This window comes from Rothia nasimurium (assembly GCF_049068285.1).
Classification (GTDB): Bacteria; Actinomycetota; Actinomycetes; order Actinomycetales; family Micrococcaceae; genus Rothia; species Rothia nasimurium_I.
Genome location: NZ_JBLKPV010000003.1, coordinates 121,724 through 139,815 on the forward strand (window position 1 = coordinate 121,724; position 18,092 = coordinate 139,815).

The 18,092-nt window shown below is 57.2% G+C and carries 16 protein-coding genes and 2 tRNA genes; 9 read left to right on the top strand and 9 right to left on the bottom strand.

What is annotated here, in order from left to right; all coding sequences use genetic code 11:
• Positions 1 to 191 precede the first annotated feature (191 nt).
• From ACMXX3_RS04065 to ACMXX3_RS04080, 4 genes are all read left to right on the top strand, one after another.
• Positions 192 to 1,052, top strand: a complete 861-nt coding sequence (locus ACMXX3_RS04065; RefSeq protein ID WP_421083480.1) for a hypothetical protein — start codon at positions 192 to 194, stop codon at positions 1,050 to 1,052.
• Positions 1,018 to 1,356 (top strand): hypothetical protein, encoded by a 339-nt coding sequence (locus ACMXX3_RS04070; protein ID WP_421083481.1) that lies wholly within the window; start codon positions 1,018 to 1,020, stop codon positions 1,354 to 1,356. Before ACMXX3_RS04065 ends, ACMXX3_RS04070 begins: the two co-directional genes overlap by 35 nt.
• A 77-nt stretch (positions 1,357 to 1,433) precedes the next feature.
• A complete protein-coding gene (locus ACMXX3_RS04075; protein ID WP_421083482.1) occupies positions 1,434 to 1,577 on the top strand; it encodes a hypothetical protein in 144 nt (47 codons plus the stop codon).
• Positions 1,577 to 2,014 carry a tyrosine-type recombinase/integrase gene (locus ACMXX3_RS04080; RefSeq protein WP_421083483.1) on the top strand — a complete coding sequence of 146 codons (438 nt, stop codon included), beginning with the start codon at positions 1,577 to 1,579 and terminating at the stop codon, positions 2,012 to 2,014. Before ACMXX3_RS04075 ends, ACMXX3_RS04080 begins: the two co-directional genes overlap by 1 nt.
• Positions 2,015 to 2,111: 97 nt before the next feature.
• Here ACMXX3_RS04080 and ACMXX3_RS04085 read toward each other — a convergent pair.
• From ACMXX3_RS04085 to ACMXX3_RS04115, 7 genes are all read right to left on the bottom strand, one after another.
• Positions 2,112 to 2,185: transfer RNA gene (locus tag ACMXX3_RS04085), tRNA-Ile, on the bottom strand.
• A 142-nt stretch (positions 2,186 to 2,327) separates the two neighbouring features.
• Complete coding sequence (locus ACMXX3_RS04090) at positions 2,328 to 3,539, bottom strand: glycosyltransferase (RefSeq protein WP_421083484.1); 1,212 nt, start codon at positions 3,537 to 3,539, stop codon at positions 2,328 to 2,330.
• A gap of 274 nt (positions 3,540 to 3,813) precedes the next feature.
• Positions 3,814 to 4,677 carry a phage holin family protein gene (locus ACMXX3_RS04095; protein ID WP_237200577.1) on the bottom strand — a complete coding sequence of 288 codons (864 nt, stop codon included), beginning with the start codon at positions 4,675 to 4,677 and terminating at the stop codon, positions 3,814 to 3,816.
• A 119-nt stretch (positions 4,678 to 4,796) separates the two neighbouring features.
• Positions 4,797 to 6,092, bottom strand: coding sequence for a M20 metallopeptidase family protein (locus ACMXX3_RS04100; RefSeq protein ID WP_421083485.1), 1,296 nt, complete (start codon positions 6,090 to 6,092; stop codon positions 4,797 to 4,799).
• A 1,054-nt stretch (positions 6,093 to 7,146) separates the two neighbouring features.
• Positions 7,147 to 7,222: transfer RNA gene (locus ACMXX3_RS04105), tRNA-Asn, on the bottom strand.
• Positions 7,223 to 7,332: 110 nt separating this feature from the next.
• Complete coding sequence (dnaG, locus tag ACMXX3_RS04110) at positions 7,333 to 9,237, bottom strand: DNA primase (RefSeq protein WP_421083486.1); 1,905 nt, start codon at positions 9,235 to 9,237, stop codon at positions 7,333 to 7,335.
• A 56-nt stretch (positions 9,238 to 9,293) separates the two neighbouring features.
• Entirely contained in the window at positions 9,294 to 10,598 is a 1,305-nt protein-coding gene (locus tag ACMXX3_RS04115; RefSeq protein ID WP_421083487.1) for an MFS transporter, read from the bottom strand.
• Between the two features lie 120 nt (positions 10,599 to 10,718).
• Between ACMXX3_RS04115 and ACMXX3_RS04120 the strand changes: the two genes are divergently transcribed.
• From ACMXX3_RS04120 to ACMXX3_RS04135, 4 genes are all read left to right on the top strand, one after another.
• The gene (locus ACMXX3_RS04120; protein WP_421083488.1) at positions 10,719 to 11,468 is read left to right on the top strand and encodes an IclR family transcriptional regulator; all 750 of its coding nucleotides are present in this window, start codon (positions 10,719 to 10,721) and stop codon (positions 11,466 to 11,468) included.
• A gap of 102 nt (positions 11,469 to 11,570) precedes the next feature.
• On the top strand, positions 11,571 to 12,671 hold the full coding sequence (locus ACMXX3_RS04125; protein ID WP_421083489.1) for a cupin domain-containing protein: 1,101 nt from the start codon (positions 11,571 to 11,573) through the stop codon (positions 12,669 to 12,671).
• Between the two features lie 3 nt (positions 12,672 to 12,674).
• Entirely contained in the window at positions 12,675 to 13,502 is an 828-nt protein-coding gene (locus tag ACMXX3_RS04130; protein ID WP_421083490.1) for a fumarylacetoacetate hydrolase family protein, read from the top strand.
• A gap of 21 nt (positions 13,503 to 13,523) precedes the next feature.
• The gene (locus ACMXX3_RS04135; protein WP_421083491.1) at positions 13,524 to 14,219 is read left to right on the top strand and encodes a maleylpyruvate isomerase family mycothiol-dependent enzyme; all 696 of its coding nucleotides are present in this window, start codon (positions 13,524 to 13,526) and stop codon (positions 14,217 to 14,219) included.
• Positions 14,220 to 14,313: 94 nt separating this feature from the next.
• Here ACMXX3_RS04135 and ACMXX3_RS04140 read toward each other — a convergent pair whose 3' ends face one another.
• Both ACMXX3_RS04140 and ACMXX3_RS04145 read right to left on the bottom strand, forming a co-directional pair.
• Complete coding sequence (locus ACMXX3_RS04140) at positions 14,314 to 14,475, bottom strand: hypothetical protein (RefSeq protein WP_421083492.1); 162 nt, start codon at positions 14,473 to 14,475, stop codon at positions 14,314 to 14,316.
• 121 nt (positions 14,476 to 14,596) lie between these two features.
• On the bottom strand, positions 14,597 to 15,922 hold the full coding sequence (locus tag ACMXX3_RS04145) for a deoxyguanosinetriphosphate triphosphohydrolase (protein WP_421083493.1): 1,326 nt from the start codon (positions 15,920 to 15,922) through the stop codon (positions 14,597 to 14,599).
• Between the two features lie 246 nt (positions 15,923 to 16,168).
• On the opposite strand from ACMXX3_RS04145, the gene ACMXX3_RS04150 reads away from it, so the two are divergent.
• Positions 16,169 to 18,061 carry a hypothetical protein gene (locus ACMXX3_RS04150; protein ID WP_421083494.1) on the top strand — a complete coding sequence of 631 codons (1,893 nt, stop codon included), beginning with the start codon at positions 16,169 to 16,171 and terminating at the stop codon, positions 18,059 to 18,061.
• Positions 18,062 to 18,092: the final 31 nt, after the last annotated feature.

Below are 18,092 nucleotides of genomic sequence, written 5' to 3' on the forward strand. Positions count from 1 at the left end.
CCTAATTCTGTCTGACCCTGCCCCGGCCGGAGAACCTGCTACTGACCCCCGTCAGGAATACGCCGAAGCTCTCTTCAGCCATTAAACAGAATTGTGCCCAGACGGCACCCCACCATTTCAAGACCAGCGGTAACAACGGCACAGAGTTCCCCACCGACCGATACGGCCGCAGCCCCTTCGGCTGGGCCAGAGTGCTCACCGGCGCCGAAAACTGCGGCTTCTGCATACTCCTAGCCGCCCGAGGCCCGGTCTACCAGAGCCAGCGGAGCGCCGAATACATCAGCGATTCCAAGGCCGCCAAACGTAACGCCCTGGGCAAGAGCAAGCTACGCCACGAATACCATGACCGCTGTGACTGTATCGTGGTGCCAGTCTTTACCAGTAAACAGTGGCCCGGTAAGGAATCCTACGAAAAGGCCCGCGCCTTCTACGACTACTTTGCTGTTGAGAAAAACCTTAAAGGCAAAGACCTGATCATGGACATGAACAGAACAGTCGATGTGATGAAACAAAACGGCTGGATCCTCGACGTACCCCAAATCCGCCCCGGCGCCGGCTGGCAAGACAAAGACTGGCACTGGCCACCCAAAAACCTCCCCACAACAGACCTAGAACCCATCAACCACACCATCACCGACCAAGAATTCCACCACATCTGGCACGGAGAACCCAACAAACCCACTAAAGGAGGACACGGCCCAGGAGTAGGCCGGAACGAAAAAACCGAATTCCCCACCACCTGGACCCCAGAAAAAGCCAGAGAAGCTATCAACCACGCCATCAAAGACCCCGATGTTTACACCTACGAAGTTGACCCCCGAGGGAATGCAACATTCGAAGCCTACAAACTCATCGACGACGTCGTGGTCTACACCAGGCTACTCAAGAAGCCAAATAAACCCTGGAAAATGCACTCAGGCTACCCCTGGCGAGGCATAAACACCTATGTTAACCTAGGAAACAAACCCCTCCTCAGAGCACCCCTCTACGGCGACTTCCTCACAGAAAAGTTCAAAAATGGCGATACCACTTTATATGCTCGAAATGGATGATGTAGCAGCCTACTACATCAACAAAGCTCTTTTCGAAAACGCACCGGAAGAAGCCAAAAAATACCTCAGAGAACATGGGGGACAAGGCGAAACCGACTACCTCATCACAGACGGTATTAGCCTTATCGAATACTACGATATCCCTATCCCCCCACGCGCCTGGGTCGCCTGGCGAAACGTCAACCCCCTCCCCTACGACTCCCAATGGCCACCTGACCTAGACGCAATCCCCTGGATCAAAAACATCGACGCCCGCCCCGAAATGCAAGCCGAATTCAAACGCCGCGGACTCACCCCCCAATAAAAACCCATACCCCAGCTCAAGAGCCCCTACCGAACACCGTTCGATAGGGGCTCTTGCTCTACCCACAGGAGAAACCCATGACCGACACCACCCCCACCCCAGAAACCCCTGAAACCGCAGAAACCCCCGCCCTCGACGCCACCACCTCCACCCCGCCCTGGGGCAACGAAGAGAACTTTGCCCCCGCCAAGGTCAGAGTAAGTATCAACGGTATACCCTAGTGCATGACGAGAACGGGCGCTTTTACAGGCAAGACCACCCAAAGAACAAGCGAGCGCGGGCAACGATTCTCCCACCGTTCGTTGCACAGATGCTGATGAGGCGGCGTGATACTGAGATACCGGCTCACGCACGCACAACGGCATGGGCAGAGCCTGACATGTTCGTGTTCCCCTCAACTACTGGCACTCTTCAAGATCCGAACAATTTTCGCCGCAAGTGGCGGGAACAGGTCAAGGGAACTGATTACGAGGGCGTGCCCCCTCACAATATCCGTTCTACCGTGGCAACGTTCCTTAACCAAAATGCTGACCTCACCACAGCATCATTACAGCTTGGTCACTCAGACACGAGAGTGACAGCACAGCATTATGTGAAACGTGAGGAACTGGCACCAGACTCAACAGCTATTTTGGAGCTGTACGGGAGAGAAGTTTAGCCTGATGCAGGTTTTTGAAAACGTGCCCAAAACGTGCCCGCCTAACCCATAAAGAAAAGGCCCCTCACCTGTTTTACCAAGTGAGGGGCTTATTTTGTAGGGCCTGCGGGGCTTGAACCCGCGACCAAGGGATTATGAGTCCCCTGCTCTGACCAGCTGAGCTAAGGCCCCACTGCACACCAGCCGCAAAGACTGGGCACTGCCTCTAAGAATACCCAACAGCAGGCAGGTTAGCCAAACTCCACCCGTCCTGCGCCGAAGCTATCGGGGCAACAGCCAGCCAACCAGTGAGAAACCTCAGAACTGTTACTCCCTAACCCCGGTAGCCAGCCACGTACTGCTGGTAAAGGTCATCAGAAACGTAAAGAGACTCGAAAGTCTGCCAGGTCTTCTCAGCTGCATGCTTAGACACCATCTCATACGAGTGGGCTCCCATAGCCTGGCGACGGCCCTCATCTGCCCCCAAGACGTCAGCAAGGCGGGCTGCTAGCTCATCAGAGTTGCCAGGCTCAAAGAGGTACCCGTTCTTCCCCGAATCAACCAGGTGGGGCAGGGCCAAGGCATTAGCGAGCACCACCGGCTTTGAGGCACTCATAGCCTCTAGGGTTACCAGCGACTGCAGCTCGGCGGTACCCGGCTGGCAGAACACGTCCGAGCGCAGGTAGCCTGCGCGTAGCTCCTCATCAGATACATACCCCAAGAAACGCACTCGGTCAGCCACACCGCAAGCCTCAGCCTTAGCCTGCAGCTCACCCAGAATCTCGCCGGTCCCCGCGATTTCCAGCACCGTCCGTCCGCGCAACTCAACAGGGAGCTTCGAATAAGCCTCAATCAGAACATCAATATTCTTCTCGACCGCCAACCGGCCCGCAAAGAAAATATTGAGCTGACCGGCCGGCTTATCAACCACTTCACCCGGCGCTAACTCATAATCAGAACTCTGAATACCGTTAGATACCGGCAAGACCGGGTTACTGAACCGGCCTGCCTCTTCCATAGCCTTCGCCCCAATCGGGGTCGGGTTAGTTACCACCGCAGCATTCTTCAACACCCGGCGCATATCACCCCATGAGGCCTTGACCAGCAGCTCATTGCCCACCTTTCCAAAAGGCAGGAAGGGGGTAATGTTCTCAGGCATCACATGGTTGGTTGCAACAACCCGAATGCCCCGTTTGGCACCAATCCGGGCCAAAACCCGGCCAATCAACCAATGGCACTGAATATGAATCACATCGGGCTGAATCTCCTGCACAATCCGATCAGCCTCAGCGTAAATCTCCCAGGGGAGGTTCAGACGCATATAAGGGTGGGTAACAACCCTGTGGGAGCGCATGCGGTGCTCAACAATACCGTCGATGCTGTGCCGGGAGGTCTTACCTTGCTCCTGTTTAGGGGCCATCACATGAACGGTATGTCCTCGGTCTTTGAGGGCATGGGCCAGACGGGAGGCGAACTGGGCGGCTCCGTTGATATCGGGCGGGTAGGTGTCGGCGCCGATGAGGACGGTCAGGGGCTTACTCGCCATGCGCGGTTTCACTCCAAGATGTTAAAGGGGTTCTGCCCTCACGACCTTACCGGGTTCGGCGGGCTTTCGCATCAGCCGGGAGGCTGATTTGCTCGTGGGTCTAGGCACTTCTTGTGGTTTATTGGCCGTTTTGGGTAGGACGTTTTACGGCCAGGAGAAGCACAACAGCCCGCTTCCTACCTGGTGGGGCTGGGAGCGGGCTGTTGCGGCACGCTTATGGTGGGCTATGTGCCCAAAGCTTAGGTTGCTCGTGCGAGTGAGCTACTGCGCTGTTTTATTTGCGGGTGATGAGCTTGCCGAGGAAGACGATTGCTGCGGTGAGGGCCGCGGCCAGGGTTGCGACGGACTTCCAACGGGCCTGCAGGGTTTCAGGGTTGGTGATGTTGGCAGCAAGCTGCTTACCACCGTCAACTGCGGTTACGGGTGCGTTCTTGACAGAGTTCTTGGCGTTCTGGACAAGACCCTTGGCACCGGCCTGGACATCCTTGGCGTAGGTGTCGATATCGTCACGCAGGGTCTTGAGGTGTTCGCGACGCTGCTTAGTGCGCTGGATGAGCTGGGCCTTGTTGGGGGCGGGGGTAGCCGGCTTCTGCTCGTCCTTCTCGGCTTCCTTTTCAGCCTTCTTAGCGGCGGCCTTCGCTTCTGCCTTTTCTGCCTGCTCACGCTTGAGACGCTTGGAGGTCATGGCTGAGCCTTCCTTGAGGACGCCCAGGTCGTAGAGGAGGCCGAAGACTGCAGATTCGGGGGCGAAGGGCAGCTGAGCCTTGATCATCTTGACGCCTACCAGAGCACAGATGGCTGCAAGAATCAGGAAGAGGGCGATCAGGATGAGTGCTGCAGCCCAGTCGGGAACGAGGGCTGATAGGCCAACATAAGCGAGGATAACAATGGCAATGGCCATAAAGAGGGCGAAGACAAGGGCTACTGCGGCAACAGCTGCGCCCTTGCCCAGGTCGATGCCTTTTTCTTTGACCTCAATCTTGGCAATGGAGATTTCATCTTTAAGCTGCTTGGGGGCAAGGCTTTTGACGACTTTGCCAGCGTCAACGATGTTGGTGATATTGCTCTTGACACTGTTGATGCCAGAGCGCAGACCCTGTGCTCGGTGTGAGCCGTTCAGGTCGTTGGGAGTGGTCATGTGCCACCTCTCTATGTGTCGATAAGCGTGCTTGCGTATTACATGTACCAAATAGTAAGTTTACCGGCTTTAAGGGCTTGTGGCGACTGCGCCCCGATTTGTGATGCGATTATTGGTTCTTAGTCTTGCGCTGTTTCGAGATGGGCCAGTGCAACCGCAAGATGCATTCGGACGCCGGTGATGAGGGCTTCGTCATTAGCGTAGAAACGCGGTGAGTGGTTGGGAGCAAAACCGCGTCCGCCGTCAACAGGTTCTGGCATTGCACCCGAGCCGAACTTCACGTCCTGCACACCGAGCAGGGCATACATACCGGTGTACCGGTTAATGAACTCAGAGACGTCGTCGTACCCCAGCGACGCTGGCGCTGCAAAGACCTGATCCGGGTCTGCCGCTGCGCTTTCCAAAGCAGGGCGCAAGACTTCGACCGTTTCAGGCGCGTTAACCACAGCCGGAATTTGCTGCAAGAACTCAACGGTAGCTGTACAGTCATAGGCTTCTGCGATGTGGGTAGCTGTACGGGAAATCTTAGTGTTGACGGCGTCCATCAGTCCGTCTTTGAGACAGCGCACAGTGCCCCAAAGGGTTACCTTTTCGCCGATGATGTTGAAACGCCCCTGATCTTCAACATGTCCAATGGAAATAGTAAACGCGTCTTTAGCATCTATCTGGCGGTAGATTTGCCCCATGGCGCTGATGATGTCCGCAGCCGCTGGCATCGGATCTCGTCCCGCCCACGGCGATGAACCGTGCACCTGCTCACCGCACACGGTTATCTTGACCATTTCAGATGAAGCGTGCTGCACACCCGAGGACCATCCCACATAGCCACTTGGTGCAGGAATTACATGCATACCAAAGGCCAGAGTTGGCTGGGGGTCAAGTGAGTCAAAGGCCGCATCAGTTAGCATGTAGGCAGCGCCGCCCTCTTCTTCCACTGGGGCACCTTCTTCAGCTGGCTGGAAGACGAAGAAGATGGTTCCGGCGAGTTCCTCCCGATGCTCTGTGAAGGCACGCGCTGCTCCCAACAGCATGGCGACGTGGCAGTCGTGACCACAGGCATGGGCAACGGGGAAGGGGCCACCGGGGTATTTTTCATCTACTGCTTCAGAGGCATAAGGCAGATCGGTTTCTTCTTTGACGGGCAAGCCATCCATGTCCGCCCGTAATAGAACGGCCTTTTCTGAGGGGGTGCCCCCTCGCAGGGTGGCGATAATTCCGGTTCCGCCGATGTTCTGCTGTATGTCAGTATCTGCGAAGCCCATATCCTTGAGGCGTTCAACAATGTAAGCCGCTGTTTTGGTCTCGCGGTTTGAAAGTTCTGGGTGCTGGTGAAGGTGGTGACGCCAGGTGATGACGTCTTTTTCGTTTCGAGCGGCGGTGGCGTAGAGGTCGTTTAGAAGTTGCTGGTCAGACATTTTCTATTCCTTCATCTATGAACTATGGAACAGTTCACATGCTACGCCCCTTCAGACAAAGCCACCACCCTTAGTGAATAGAGGACAAGACTCCAGCAAGTATGGCGCTGATTCCCAGATGTGACAGTGGCTCCACCACATATGGCAGCCAGTACCACATATGGAAAGCGTAAGCATACAAAAAAGCCCGGCCATAAGACCGGGCTTTTTATTTGCTCCCCCGATGAGCCAGCGGGGTTAGTGTGGGTAGTCATGGTGTACCTCTAATCTGATGGTTAGCAAGCGTGCTTTTATAATGCTCGTATCAGCTTGCAATTTTTTCGGCCTTAAGGCGATATGACACAGGTGACGCTCGACATTGGGGTTGGGTGTGTTGCATCCAGCCCCCGCCCTTGCACTTTGGACCAAACCCGGGCCGTCCTGACACCACTTTGGACCAAGTCCGGGCCGTCCTGACACCACTTTGGACCATTGCAAGCCCGCCCCGAGCTACTTTGGACCATCCCCAGCCCACCCCGAGCTACTTTGGACTACATACAGCTCAAAAAAGCCTGATTTTGGGGCCTATTTTGAGCCCAGGATGGTCCAAAACTAATGCAAATGAGCTTGAACTGGTCCAAAGTTTTGATGGGTGCACTAGCCAGATGAGGTGAAATTTTCCAAACACACAAGGAAGCCAAAAGACACCAAACCCGGGCCGTCCTGACACTACTTTGGACCATTGCAAACTCAGCCCGCACCTATTTGGACCACCCCGAGCCACTTTGGACCAGCCCGGAGCCGTCCTACCACCACTTTGGACCATCCCCAGCCCGCCCCGAGCTACTTTGGACCGCATTCAGCTCAAAAAAGCCTGATTTTGGGGCCCATTTTGAGCCCAGGGTGGTCAAAACTAATGCAGTTGAGCTTGAACTGGTCCAAAGTTTGATGGGCGCGCTAGCCAGATGAGGCGAGCTTTTCCGAGCGAGCGAGGAAGTAAAAAGTTCGCTGAATCCCGAGCGGAGCGAGGGGGTTCTGGTAATGCAAAAGACCCAGCCGAAGCTGGGTCTTTGGTTGGCTCCCCCGACTGGACTCGAACCAGTAACCCTTCGATTAACAGTCGAATGCTCTGCCAATTGAGCTACGGGGGAATGTTGTTTGCGATGTTTTCATCGCTGCAACGAGTAATAACTTTACACGGGGTTTTTTGCGAGCGCAAATCCACACCCGGTTATCTACATCACACCTTGTGGGGTGGGGTTTAGTCCTGACCTTGCATGAGTTGGCGGCGCTGGGTTTCGAGGGTAAGAAGCTGCTGCTGGATGGTGCGGTAGTCGGTGGTTTGGGGGTCGGTGTTTTGTAGTTGGATCAGGAGGTCTGATTTTTGGCGGGTGATTTCTTGTTCGAAGAGCCGGTTCAGAATATCGCGGGAGTAACGGCCCAGCTGCTCTTCGGTGCGGGCAGGAATGGGGGTAACAGATAGCTCAGCTATGAGGTGGTGGACCGGCTCAGGAGCGTAGGTTCGAACTGTGTTGATCCAGGTGGCCCCTGCGGTAGGGGCGATGGTGGAAGCTGCGCCGATGATGCCTTGGGCGATGCCGGTGTGGGCACCGTAGCGGTAGTGCACGGTTGCAAAGCTTTGCCACTGGTCAACGGAAAGATATTGGGGGTATTGGAGGATGACCTCGAGGGCTTCCCGTTCGGTGCGGGCTGCCGGATCGTTGAGGTCGGGGAGGGCATAGGGGTCGGGGACGGGCGCAACCGGCTGGTTTTCGGTTTCTGCGATGCGGGCGGCTCGTTCTGCTTCTGTAGCTTCTGCTCTTTGGCTGGCGGAGGCCTGCGGATTAGCTGCCGCGGCGCTCACTGCTCGCTGCACTTCGGCAACGTCAAGCCCTAACTGCCCTGAGACTTGCCGGACGTAGGCGGGGCGGAGGGCGGCGTCCTTAATGCCTGCGATGATGGGGGCGATAGCCCTCATGCCGCGTACTCGCCCTTCGAGGGTGGTGAGGTCGTAGTTGGAGAGGGTTGCGTCGATTGCGAATTCAAAGAGGGGACGGCGGGAGACGATGAGGGAGCGGACGGCGGCGTCCCCGCGGGTTAGGCGCAGGTCGCAGGGGTCCATGCCGTCTTTGGCGACGGCGACGAAGGTTTGGGCGACGAAGCGCTGGTCTTCGGCGAAGGCGGAGAGGGCTGCTTTTTGGCCGGCAGCGTCGCCGTCGAAGGTGAAGATGACTTCCCCGCCGCTGCCGTCGTCGGAAATGAGGCGGCGGACAATTTTGATGTGGTCGGTGCCGAAGGCGGTGCCGCAGGTGGCGACGGCGGTGTCGATACCGGCCAGGTGGGCGGCCATGACGTCGGTGTAGCCCTCAACCACAACGATTTGCTTCTTTTTAGAGATAGGACGTTTGGCCAGGTCAAGGCCGTAGAGCACCTGGGATTTTTTGTAGAGGGGGGTTTCGGGGGTGTTGAGGTATTTAGGGCCCTGGTCGTCCTCAAAGAGGCGGCGGGCGCCGAAGCCGATGGTTTCGCCGGTGATATTGCGAATAGGCCAGATGATGCGGCCACGGAAGCGGTCGTAGAGGCCGCGCTGGCCTTCTGAGAACATGCCGGTCTCGCGGAGCTCCTCGACGGTGAAGCCCTTATTCATCAGGTATTTGAGCAGGTTATCCCAGCCGCGCGGGGCAAAGCCAACCCCAAATTTTTGGGTCGAGACAGGGTCAAAGCCGCGAGCGCCAAGGAACTTTTGAGCGTCAATGGCTGCGGGGGTGTAGAGGTTTTTCTGGAAGAACTCTGCAGCGATTTTGTGGGCATCGAGCAGGCGTTGGCGGCGGCCTACCTCTTCGCGGCTCATGCCGGTGCCCTGTTCGTAATGCAGTTCGTAGCCGATGCGGGCGGCAAGTTTTTCAACGGTTTCGGTGAAGGAGGTGTGGTCCATTTCCATGAGGAAGCTGATCACATCACCTGATTCACCGCAACCGAAGCAGTGGTAGGTGCCCATGGCCGGGCGGACGTGGAAGGAGGGGGTGCGTTCATCATGGAAGGGGCACAGGCCCTTGAAAGAGCCGATACCGGCAGATTTGAGGGTCACATACCCTTCGATGATTTCGCGGATGTCGGTACGGGTGCGTACCTCGTCTATGTCTTCTCGTTTGATTAAGCCTGCCACGGGTTCAATTCTAGCGAGGTGAGTCAAACCGGTGGCAGGAACTATTGTTAGTCTGTTTACTGCTTGTTGAGCGCTGGGGCTGCTTTTCGGTTCGCGATGGCGATGAAGAGCAATAAAAGAGCAGACATTCCAGCTGCTGACGCAAAGAGAATGTAATTGGAGGCTACTGCAGCTCCTGGTGAACTCCAGTTCAGTGCCAGCAGGGAACCTGCTATCTGCGGAGCCGCTACGGCACCAATTCGTCCGAATCCAAGGGCAAATCCCAGTGCAGTTCCACGTAGCTCTGAGGGGTAGTAGGCGGAAATTGCGGCGATAATGAGGATTTGAGTTCCGTGGGTTCCAACGCCTGCGAGTACCAGAATGATGTAAACCAATACCACTGGGGGCTGGGTTAGCAGTGCAAAGAGGGATACAGAGGCCAAGGTTGCGGCAATGACACCAGCGCGTAGAGGACCAAAGGTGTCTCCGGCCCAGCCGGTGATGAAGGACCCGAGTACAGCTCCAAGGTTGAGGACCAGGGTGAAGATGAGAGCAGCACCTAAATCATAGCCAGATTGTTGCATAAGTCGAGGTAGCCAGGTGCCTAGTCCATACCAAGCAAGCAACGTGACGACGGTGGTGAAGGAGAAGAGGAGAGTAGCCTGACGATAAGTGGATCCAAGCAGGGCCCCGAAGCCGGGCTTGATACGTTCTTCAAGGGTGATTTCCTTAATCTCTTCTCGTCTATTGGCGGGGATGACGTGATGCGCGATGGGGATGCCAAGGACCAATGGAATAACGGCGAAGAGGAACATAGCTCGCCATCCCCAATCAGGGTGGGACGGAACCACGAAGATTCCTACGATTGCAGCGATGGATCCACCAATTGGAATACCGGACATCATCCATGTTGCCCAGATTGCCCGGTAGTTAGCTGGAGCTAGGTCTGCAACCATTGCGTTCACTGAAGGGACGAGACCGCCAAGGCCAATACCTGCGATGAATCGGAAGGCTCCAAAGAGGATGGGGTCTGGAGCTAGGCCACAGGCTACTGTGAAGATGGAAAGAATGAGGACGGAACCTAGAATGGCCGCTTTTCGCCCAATAGCATCTGAGATACGTCCCATGGCGACAGCTCCAATCATCATACCTAAGAAGGCAGTGGAGCCGACTGTTCCTGCCTGGGCGGGGTTGAGACCCCACTCTTCCATGAGTCTGGATTGAACAGTTCCATAGACGATGAGGTCATAGCCGTCGAAGACGACGAAAAACCAGCCGGTCAGTACCGCGATGAGGGGTGTACCTGAGAGACCAAAAATCTGTATTTTACTCGAGCGGGTAGCAGAGTTGCCATTCCCTGTCTGTAGTGATGTTGTGGGCATCTTTGCCTCATTTCCACGAAGGGTTTGTTACGTAGGGTATGTGCCTAGTTTTATAGTGACGATCACTACATGCAATACAATTCCGTGCTACGGAATAAAATTTTACATAGAAAGAAAATAATGGAGCGCCCCAAAGAATTTTTAGGCTCGGTTGACAATGCCCTACGCATGATTTTGCTCTTGCGAGAACGCGGATCTCTTACAGTTACACAGGCAGCACATGAGCTTAACGTTGCCCCTTCAACCGCCCATCGCACCTTGCAAATGCTGGTATACCACGAATTTGCAGTACCTACGGAGGGAAAAGCCTACGTTATTGGCTCCGCCATCTCACTTGGTCACAAGCGTAAGAAACAAGGCGATAAGTTACGAGGAATTGCCCAACCCTACCTAGAAAAATTAGCTCGGGAAACAGGGGAGACTACCCACCTCATCATGCTGGAGGGAGCTGAAGCGACCTTCGTCCATAGCGTCGAAGGCACCCAACTCGTACACGTTGGCAAACGAATCGGTTTTACTTTTCCCGCCTATAAAAATGCCGCTGGCTTGCACATGTTGACCCATTTCTCAACAGGCGAGCTCCGAGAGTTACTCTCGGAGCTCGACGACGAAGAATTTTTTGAGGTGAGGAAGAAGGTTCAACGAGCTCGCAGCATGGGATTTGGCATCAACAATAGGGGTTCCGAACAGGATGTCGCCGCGCTGGGCTGTGCACTGGCCAACGAGGTGGGAGATGTTCTAGGGGGTATCGCTATTTCTATCCCCCAGTCACGTTTCAAGCAGGGATATAGCATGTACGCCAGCGCACTCGTGCGCTATAGCCGAGAGCTCAACCGAATCTTATCCAACATCAGCAAACGGGATCTGTAATTTTTCCGCTGTGCAGAATATTCTTGTGACCTACCTTTCACTGGGAGTAGCTTGGTCATCACACCGTATGAGCAACAGCTCACACTCGAAAGGAAAACCGCTATGCACAGCAAGGACGCTATGAACGTAGCCCCTCCCACCCCTGAAGAGCAGGCAGAACTCGACGCCATGTACGCTCAGATGGATGAGCTTCACATGAAGCCCCTCTGGAACCAGATCGGCAATCTCATGCCAGAGCATCCAACTCCTGAAGCAGTAGCACATCAATGGAACTGGTCAGCCCTGAAAAAACTGGCAGAGCGATCCGGAGAGCTGGTTCCTGTAGGACGTGGCGGTGAACGTCGCGCTATTGGCTTAGCTAACCCAGGACTAGGCGGCCACACTCACATCGCCCCCACCCTCTGGGCAGCTATCCAGTATCTGGCTCCCGGTGAAAACGCACCGGAACACCGTCACTCCCAAAATGCTTTCCGCTTCGTCATCGAAGGGGAGGGCGTGTGGACGGTCGTCAATGGTGATGCCGTGCCCATGCGTCGTGGAGACTTCCTCCTCACCCCCGGTTGGAACTTCCACGGTCACCACAATATAGCAACTAAGCCCATGGCTTGGCTCGATGGCCTAGATATTCCCTTCCAATACAAGATGGACACCGGTTTCTTCGAATACGGCACCGAGCATCTCACCGATGAGTCCACTCCCGAAAAATCCCGATCCGAGCGTCTATGGGCCCACCCCGGCCTCCGTCCGCTCTCCATTGCAGGAGCACACCCGTCCTCCCCCCTCGGTCGCTACGCTTGGGAACACACCGATGCCGCTCTCAACGACCAGCTAGCTCTTGAAGACGCAGGGTTCCCCGGTGTTGTCTCCCCCGGCCATGCCGCCATTCGGTTCTCCAACCCCACTACCGGTGGAGACGTTATGCAAACCATCCGAGCCGAATTCCATAGACTTCGCCCCGGTGCCGCCACCGTCCCCGTCCACGAAGTCGGTAATCGAGTCTTCCAAGTCTTCAATGGCTCAGCCACTATCTACATCGGCGACGACACCTTCCACCTTGCCCACGGCGATGTCACCGTCATCCCCTCCTGGAAGAAATGGCATGTTGAAGCCGGCAGCGACGGAGTTGATCTCTTTAGCTTCAGCGACCATCCCATTTTTGAAAAGCTCAATCTCTTCCGCACCTACACCCCGAAAGGAATCTAAGACATGCGACTAGCGACCCTCCGAACTGCCCAAGGCACAGTTACCCTCAGAATTGAATCCGACACAACAGGTACCCTTATCGACGGTTTTCAGGATGTCGGAGCCCTCCTCGCCCACAACAACTGGAAGCAAATTGCCGAGCAGGCTCAAGGTGAAACGATTACCTTCACCCCAACTGACCTGGCCCCGGTCGTCCCGGCTCCCTCCAAAATCGTCTGTGTTGGTCTCAACTACGCCAACCACATTAAGGAGATGGGGCGCGAACTACCCACATACCCCACACTTTTCGCCAAATATCCCGAAGCCCTCGTTGGACCCTACGACGAGGTCCATGTTCCGGAATACGCTAACACCCAACTAGATTGGGAAGGTGAGCTGGCAGTTATTATCGGAAAATATGCCCGCCGTGTTAAAGCGGCAGATGCATCCAGCTACATCGCAGGCTACGCCGTCATGAATGACTACACCATGCGCGACTACCAATACCGCTCCGTCCAGTGGCACCAGGGCAAGTCTTTCGAAAAGTCAGCCGGTTTTGGCCCCTGGCTGACAACCTCAGATTCCTTCACCTTCGGGGGTGAGCTCGCCACCTACCTCAACGGCGAAAAAATGCAGACCACGCCCACCGACGACCTCGTCTTCAAGCCCGAAGACCTGGTGGAATATATCTCTCATATCTACCCGCTTAACCCCGGCGACGTCATCATCACCGGCACACCAGGAGGTGTGGGCCACGCCCGCACTCCCGGCAAATACATTGGCGACGGAGATACGGTCGACGTTACTATCGAAGGCCTAGGAACAGTCTCTAACAAGACCGTTTTCGAATAAACCGGAAAGGAGGACGCCCCCATGGGAACCTTTCACGACCTCTCCCTTGAAGAGCGGCTGACGATTGCCCACCGTGGCACAGCCTTCTACACCCAGCAAATCCAGAGCTTTTACGATGAAGAGCTTTACCAACCCTCCCACTTAAAAGGGTGGGAACGAGCCCACATCATCGCCCATGTAGCCTACAACGCGGCAGCTCTCTGCAACCTCGTAGAATGGGCAAAAACCGGTGTGGAGACCCCCATGTATTCCTCCTCAGAGGCCCGTGACCAGGAAATTAGCTACGGGTACACCCTACCCACGGCAGCCTTGCGTCATCTGCACACCCACACCGTTGCCCGCCTCAATGCCGCCTGGAACACCATGACAGATGACGACTGGGCGGCGCTGGTACGCACTGCTCAGGGACGCACCGTGGCAGCTGAGGAGATGCTGTGGATGCGCACGCGAGAAGTCTGGATTCACGCTTTCGATGTGGACGGTACCGCTTCGTTCAGCCAAATACCCGAAGTGGTTCTGAAGACCCTACTGCCTGAAATCCTAGCTAAGTGGGGTGACAACGGTGAAGAATTTACCCTAGTCGATACCAACACTGGTGACAGGTATGGTCAGGGATCCACTGTGATTCATGGTTCTCTCGCCGGGCTTGCCCGTTGGGCCACCGGGCGAGGTGCTCAAGGCGTTGATACCGACAGAGTCCCACCGCGCTGGCTCTAGGCTACTCCTCATCGAATCAACACATCAGTACCAACTAGCCCAACGATGCCCTTCCCCAAGAAAGGTGTCATAGGGCTAGTTGGTACTTAAGTGACTATTCCTCGTCGAGGGGTTTGGGGCGGGTGCGGCCCAGTCCGAAGGATTCTGGGGAGAGGGCGATGAGCAGGGTGACGATGAAGGCCCCCACGCCTGCGATCCAGTAGCCGGTCATACTGCCGGTGAGCACGCCGATGAGGAGGCTGGCGATTGCCGCCATGAACAGTTCTTTAAATGATTTCTTATAGCGCATAGATTCCTTTGGGCTGAAATGGTCAGGGTATCAGGACGCCTCCGCCCCTCTCCCCTGCCGCAAGGGCAGGGACGGGGCGGCGGGCGTCCTACCAGAGGGGTTTATCGCCGATTGACCAGTGGGTTCCGGTGATCCGCTTGAAAAGGGCAAGGGCTGAGCGGTCGGTGAGGCAGGCGACCTGGTCGATGACGAGGCGCAGGCGGGCAATCTCGTCATTGCGGCCCAGTTCGCGCAGGTCAGCAGCAAAAATTGGGTCGAGGTAATCCGGGTTATCCATGAGGGCGTGGACTAGGAATTCGAGGATTTCCTGCTGGTTTTCGTTCTTGTCGCCCGCATCGCGCGGGGCCATGACAAAAGCTGTTGCAATGCCTTTCAAGACAGCGATTTCGTGCTCGGTTTCTTCAGGCACCACGAGCTGGGCTGCGTAGCGGGTCAAGGGGTCCTGGCCGTAGACCTGGCGGGTAGCGACCATGGCGCTTGCGGCAAACCGGCCAATCAGTTTTGAGGTGAGGGCCTTGAAAGCAGCCATGGACGCCCGGGTTCCGCTCATGTAGGGCACCCACCGGTTCAACTCTTCAAGGCGGATCAGGGCAGAATCCAGGGTCAGATCATCGACATCGGGGAGGTACCAGCGGCGGGTGATATCAAAAACCCGGGTGCGGGCTTCGGCGTCCTTGAGCTCATCGAGCTGGATGTGCCCGCCAAAGACCGCGTCCTCAACGTCATGAACGGAGTAGGAAATATCGTCGGCTAAATCCATGACCTGAGCCTCAAGACACTTTTGGTTTTCGGGGACGCCAGCTGCCGCCGCCCCTGCCCGGAACCATTCAAAGACAGGCATGTCATCAGTGTAAACACCGAATTTTCGGTTAGGTTTACCGTCTGACCTGGGCGGGGCGGAGGTACGCCCCCAGGGGTATTTGCAGGTTGCATCAAGCGAGGCTCGGGTGAGGTTGAGTCCGGCCGGGCCGCCGTCGTGCCGCATGACCTTTGGCTCTAACCGGGTGAGCAGGCGCAGGGTCTGGGCGTTGCCCTCAAAGCCGCCGGCATCAGCTGCTAGGCGGTCGAGGGCGGTTTCACCGTTGTGGCCGAAGGGCGGGTGGCCCAGGTCGTGGGATAGGCAGGCCGTATCGACGACGTCCGGGTCGCACCCCAGCATCCGGCCAAGCTCGCGGCCGATTTGGGCAACTTCAAGGGAGTGGGTCAGGCGGGTTCGCACGAAATCGTCGGTGTCAGGATCGACCACCTGGGTCTTAGCTCCCAGGCGGCGCAGGGCCGCAGAGTGTAAAACCCGGGCGCGGTCGCGCTCAAAGGGGGACCGGTACACGAAGCGGTGGTGCTCTGGCACCCAGCGTTCTGCGTCAGCGCTACTGTAGCCGGGTGTGGGGGCTTGTTCGGGGACGGGTGCGCTCATCTGCTGGCCTTTCTCTCATCTTCCTAGTCTAGTAGGCTGAAAGCCTGGCCACATCTCCTGTGGATAAGTCCTGTATTCCCCGGGTTTGTGCTGGTCAGAGGGGGTTGGGCGGACGTCCTCCCCAAGCCTCTATCTTCACTTTAAAGTTTTCTTACTCACCCCCTATTCCCGCAGGGAACTTGCAGGTAAAATTCAGAGTGATTTGTGCCCACCTGCGGGCACTCCTGACTTATGGAAAGGCGCCGTATGAACAAGAGGGCTGCTCTCATTCCCCTGTCCACGGCCATGCTGGGCATCATCATGATGAGTCCGGCAGAGGCCCAGGCGCCCCAGGTGCCTACTGTCCCTTCTGCTACTCCGGCAGCGGCTAGCGCTGATACTGCCGCAGCTGATGCGCAGGCGGCGCAGACCACGGTTGTGGACGTCGCCCCGGCAGTTCCTGGCGCCAAGCAGGTTACTGAGGTCCAGGTTAAGCAGGCTGCCCCCGAGGTCACTGTTCAGAAGACAGGCCTGGTGGAGGCTGAGCCTGCTGGTGCGGCCGCTGAACCTACCGTTCAGCCGACTCCCGCCCCCGCTGAAAAGGCAACCGAGCTAGCTCCGTTGGCAACTGCTGAAGCCACCGCCGAGCCCACTGGTCAGGCAAGCGAATTAGCTCCGGTTACGGTCACTGAACCCACCGCTCAGCCAACCCCCGCCCCCACTGGACAGGCAACCGAACTTGCACCGGTGGCAACTGCTGAACCCACAGCTCAGCCAACCCCCGTCCCCACTGGACAGGCAACCGAATTAGCTCCGGTTACGGTCACTGAACCCACCGCTCAGCCAACCCCCGCCCCCGCTGAAAAGGCAACCGAGCTAACTCCGGTGGCAACTGCTGAACCCACCGCCGAGCCCACTGGTCAGGCAACCGAATTAGCTCCGGTTACGGTCACTGAACCCACCGCTCAGCCGGCCCCCGCTCCCACTGAGCAGGCAACCGAACTAGCTCCGGTTGCAACTGCTGAACCCACCGCTCAGCCGACCCCCGCTCCCACTGAGCAGGCAACCGAATTAGCTCCGGTTGCAACTGCTGAACCCACCGCCGAGTCCACTGGTCAGGCAACTGAACTAGCACCGGTGGCAGCTGCTGAACCCACCGCTCAGCCAACCCCTGCCACTGCTGAAAAGACAACCGAACCAACCCCGGTTGCAACTGCTGAACCTACTGAAGAGGCTACCCCTGCTGCTACCACTGAGCCGGTTGTAGTTGAAGTCCCCGTAGCAGTTGATCCGGTTGAGCCCATTGCTATTGATCCTCCCGCCGCAGAAGTAACCCCGGCCCCGGTAGCCAGCACCGAGCCCGCCCCGGTTGAACCAGCCCCGTTTGAAGAGACCCCGGTTCCCACCGAACCCGCCCCCGTCATCGAAGCGCCGGCTCCGGTTGAACCCGCCCCGGCCCCAATCATTCCGGTAGAACCTATCCCAGTTGTTGCAGTCCCCGTGGTACCGAATCCGGCCCCGGAGCCCCTTCCGGCACCCGAGCTCCCCCTTCCCCCGGTTCTCCTGATTCCGGCCCCTGAACCGGTAGCCCCCGTCCTAGAGGAAACTCCGGCACCCCCGGCAACCACTGAACCCCTCCCAGAGGAAACCCTGCTACCGGACGCAACTCTTCAACCGGAGGCACCGGCACCGGTCGAAGAGACCGCTGAGGCAACCCCCCAGGAAGTTGCCCCCGACGAGACTGCCCAACCGACCGAAGAGCCAGTTGCTGAACCGACAGCTGACCCCACCACCGAGCCGTCCGCTGAACCCACCGCGTCCGCCGAGCCCACCGCGTCCGCAAAGCCTTCAGCCACCCCCACCGTGACTGCTGACCCCACTTCTTCTGCACCTGCGGTCACTGCCCCGGTCACTCCAGCACCCCCGCTCTCTCAAAGCGGCCTGACCCCCGGTTTGCTCCAGGCAGCCCAGCCTGCCACCCCCGCACCGACAGCTTCTGCCACCTCCAACCAGCAAGGTCTGGCCATTGAGAAGAAGCCCCAGGCCCTGGCCATTACCGGCACAACCATCAAATACGGCCTACTCGGCGGCGGTGCCATGATGCTAGTTGGCGCTATCTGTGTAGCAGCAGCCCAAAGGACCGAAGCGAAGAAGTACTAGACCGCTCCAGCTCCTGCCCGGGCAAGCGTCC